This window comes from Clostridium paraputrificum, assembly GCF_900447045.1.
Taxonomy (GTDB): domain Bacteria; phylum Bacillota; class Clostridia; order Clostridiales; family Clostridiaceae; genus Clostridium; species Clostridium paraputrificum.
Map to the genome: position 1 here is coordinate 1 of NZ_UAWH01000004.1, position 3,425 is coordinate 3,425.

The window sequence follows — 3,425 nt, forward strand, 5'->3', positions numbered from 1 at the left end:
CTGATAGAGAATTAATCATGCTTTGCTTTTTGCTCTCTATTCCTTTTAAATCATTTACTTGAGATAAATACTTATTTTTTTCATCTACGAATTCTTTTTGAGCACTAACTAATTCTTGTTGTTTATTTTTTATTTCTACTTTTTCCTCATCCAATTCAACAATTTTTTCTTCCAATAACTTCTTTCATTATTTAGTGCTTCTTTCATACTATTTACTTCATCAATAAGCTTTTTATCAGTATCAAGTATCTTTTTCATATTGTATATATTACCTATAAAGCTTGAAAGACCATCACTACTTACTAAAAAGGCTAACATCTGACTAGTCATATCATTTTTGTAATAATTTCTTATTCTTAATCCAAGCATCTTTTCTCTTTCTTCTGATTCATTTCCTTTTGAACTATAAGTTCCTCTTTTTTAACTATTTCCTCTTCAGCCTCATTTATTTTAGCTTGTACACTATCTATTTCAGCTTGTAATGAATCTATCTTACTTTGGAACTCATTTACCTTTTTGCTAGATTTCTCTAACTCCTTATTTTTTGCTTCCATCTGTTCCGTAATCTTATCTAATTCTTTATTTACATTATTAACTTGATTTTGTATTTTGTCCTTTTCATTTTGTAAATTGTCTATGGCTTGATTATTATTATTAATTTGATCTTTTATATCAGATGAATTAGTTGCATAAACAATTGGACTCTCAAAAATAAAACAAGATAACGAAATAATAGTTACTACCTTTATTAAACTTTTCTTCATTACTCCTCCCCCTTTTTTAATTATAAACTAAAGTTTTCTATATCTTCTACCTTCCACTCTTTCCCGTTATAGATCATTTTAGTGAAAAATAATTTATTACTTTCTTCTTTATTCAATCCAAGAAAACTCTTACTTACTGTATAGTCAACACTTACTACAATAGTTGCACTATATATTCCATCTTCATGTCTATATTGGTTTTTATCCTCAACTATTCTTATATCCTTTATGTTATATTTATTTTTTAAAATGAAATACTTTTTTTCTAACACATCGTAAATTTTATTAATGGCATTTTCCGTTCCACCTTTTATAACGCTCTTATCTTCCTCATTAAGGGATAAAAAAAAGAACTCAATGTATTGCCTAATGGCTTAATTACTATCTCTTGTTGTCCCATTAACGAATCAACAAGAAGTCCAATAGTCTTTTCACCAACCTTAACAATAATTACAAACTTTTTCTCTGTATCTACAGATTCTATATTTAATCTTTCATTTAATCTAACTAATGGTATTACATCATCTCTATATATAATTACTTCTTTACCATTACTCTTTTTAATATTATCTTTCTTATAATCAATAACCCTATCTATAAATCCTAGAGAAATTGCTAAAGTTTCATTACCAACATTAACCAATAAAGCTTGTATTATTTGCAATGTAAGCGGCAACCTAATTACAAATGTTGACCCTTTACCTTCTTCACTAATTAGATCTACAGTTCCTCCAAGAGCTGAAACTTTTGCCCCTAACAACATCCATTCCTACTCCTCTACCTGATATATCTGTAACAACTTCATTAGTACTGAACCCTTGTGCAAAGATTAATTTTTAATCTCGTCATCACTTAATCCTTCTGTGTTAATACCAACTTTTTCAGCTTTAGCTTTTACTTTTTCAACATTTATTCCTGCGCCATCATCTATTACTTTTATTAAAGCTTTTGTTCCTTCTTGATATGCAACAAGCTTAATTGTACCTACTGCAGGTTTTCCTTTTAGCTATTCTTTCTTCTTTAGTTTCAATTCCATGATCTGCTGCATTTCTTAATAAGTGTATTAGTGGTTCCCCAATTTCATCTATAACAGTTCTATCTAGTTCTGTTTCAGCGCCTTCAATAACAAAATTAATTTCCTTATTTAATTCTACTGATATATCCCTAATCATTCTTGGGAATCTATTAAATACAGTATCTAAAGGAAGCATTCTAATTTTCATAACTAAATCTTGAAGATCTGTAGTTGTTCTTCCAACTTGCTCCAAAGTTTCTGTTAAATCAGATGATTTATGGTCTACTACTATTTGTTCAAGTCTTGTCCTATATATAACTAATTCAGAAACCATATTCATAAGTTTATCTATTCTCTCTAGATCAACTCTTACTGATTGATGTGATTTCTTATACCCTTCTTTTTTTACACTTTTTTTCTTCTCTTCAGTAACCTCTTTTGGTTCCAGTTTAACCTCTTTTGGCTTAACTGCGCTCTCCTCTATCTTTTGAAACTCTATTAATTTAGTCTCAACCATTCTAACTTCAGAAATATTTTCAACTAACTTTTTAACTTCATCCTCTGAGCTTGTAGTAATTAAAACGAAGTCTAATTGAAGCTCAAAGTCCTCATTTTCTATATCTTCTGTAGATGGTTTAGATTTAATTATTTCACCAATTTCCTCTAAATCCTTTACAATTAAAAAGGCTCTAGCAGATTTTAATAACGTATTTTCACTTAATGTTATACTTAACTCTATAGCATTAAAATCTTTTTCTTGGGCTTGCTTTATTATTGACATATCATAATCATTTAGTTCCATACTACAATTATCTTTTTCTAATGTAACTAAACTTTCTACTTCTTGACTTCCATCTACATCATTCACCTGAGAAATATTATGTAAAGATTTTATTATTGGCTCTATATCTACACTAGAATCTGTCCCTTCTTCAATATTACTTACCATTCTTTCTAATGTATCTAAACAATCAAAGAGAACTGTAACAACCTCTTGAGTAACATTTAACTGACCATCTCTGAACTTTGATAAAACATCTTCCATCTTATGAGTTAATTCAGCTATATCCGTAAACCCCATTGTTGCAGCCATTCCCTTAATTGTATGGGCCACTCTAAATATTTCATTTACCTTATCAACATCATTAGGATTTTTTTCTAATTCTAATAATGATTCATTTAATGTTTGAAGATTATCCATGGATTCTTCTAAGAACATATTCATATATTGCGATGTATCCATTCATATACCCCCTCTATAGCTTTTTATAAATAAATGTAGAAACTCGTTCTAAGCCAACTTTTTTATAGTCATATATACTTTCTGTACCTCCTACAAATAAAAAACCACCTTTATTTAAAGCACCTGCCAACTTACTATACACTTCCATCTTAGCATCACTTTTAAAGTAAATAACTACATTTCTACATACAATTAAATCAAACCCACCCTCATACTTTTCTGTTATTAAATCATGCTTTCTGAAAGTGACCATTGATTTTATGTTTTTACCAACACAATAATTATCGTCTATTTTTTCAAAATATTTATCTAAATCTTCTTTTTTTACATTTTTAATTTCATCTAGTGTATAAACTCCTTTTTCAGCCTTAGCTAATGCATTTCTATCTATATCTGTAGCAAT

At 28.6% G+C, this 3,425-nt stretch carries 6 protein-coding genes; all 6 read right to left on the minus strand.

Annotation, left to right across the window (positions count from 1 at the left end; all coding sequences use genetic code 11):
• Positions 1-135: 135 nt before the first annotated feature.
• Positions 136-369, minus strand: a complete 234-nt coding sequence (locus DR024_RS00095) for a coiled-coil domain-containing protein (RefSeq protein WP_111917948.1) — start codon at positions 367-369, stop codon at positions 136-138.
• A complete protein-coding gene (locus DR024_RS00100; protein WP_111917950.1) occupies positions 357-764 on the minus strand; it encodes a coiled-coil domain-containing protein in 408 nt (135 codons plus the stop codon). Before DR024_RS00100 ends, DR024_RS00095 begins: the two co-directional genes overlap by 13 nt.
• Before the next feature lie 20 nt (positions 765-784).
• Complete coding sequence (locus tag DR024_RS00105; protein ID WP_111917952.1) at positions 785-1,036, minus strand: hypothetical protein; 252 nt, start codon at positions 1,034-1,036, stop codon at positions 785-787.
• A 38-nt stretch (positions 1,037-1,074) separates the two neighbouring features.
• Positions 1,075-1,527 (minus strand): chemotaxis protein CheW, encoded by a 453-nt coding sequence (locus DR024_RS18260; protein WP_423236497.1) that lies wholly within the window; start codon positions 1,525-1,527, stop codon positions 1,075-1,077.
• 211 nt (positions 1,528-1,738) lie between these two features.
• Positions 1,739-3,022: an Hpt domain-containing protein gene (locus tag DR024_RS00110; RefSeq protein WP_423236498.1), complete on the minus strand. Its 1,284-nt coding sequence runs from the start codon at positions 3,020-3,022 to the stop codon at positions 1,739-1,741.
• Positions 3,023-3,035: 13 nt separating this feature from the next.
• A partial coding sequence (locus DR024_RS00115; RefSeq protein ID WP_278335668.1) for a CheR family methyltransferase occupies positions 3,036-3,425 on the minus strand: 390 nt, incomplete at its 5' end.

Bases quoted from the DNA above. Each gene is read 5' to 3' on its own strand.
- DR024_RS00100 (WP_111917950.1), bottom strand. From the start codon at position 764: ATGAAGAAAAGTTTAATAAAGGTAGTAACTATTATTTCGTTATCTTGT.
- DR024_RS00110 (WP_423236498.1), bottom strand. From the start codon at position 3,022: ATGGATACATCGCAATATATGAATATGTTCTTAGAAGAATCCATGGAT.
- DR024_RS18260 (WP_423236497.1), bottom strand. From the start codon at position 1,527: ATGTTGTTAGGGGCAAAAGTTTCAGCTCTTGGAGGAACTGTAGATCTA.
- DR024_RS00095 (WP_111917948.1), bottom strand. From the start codon at position 369: ATGCTTGGATTAAGAATAAGAAATTATTACAAAAATGATATGACTAGT.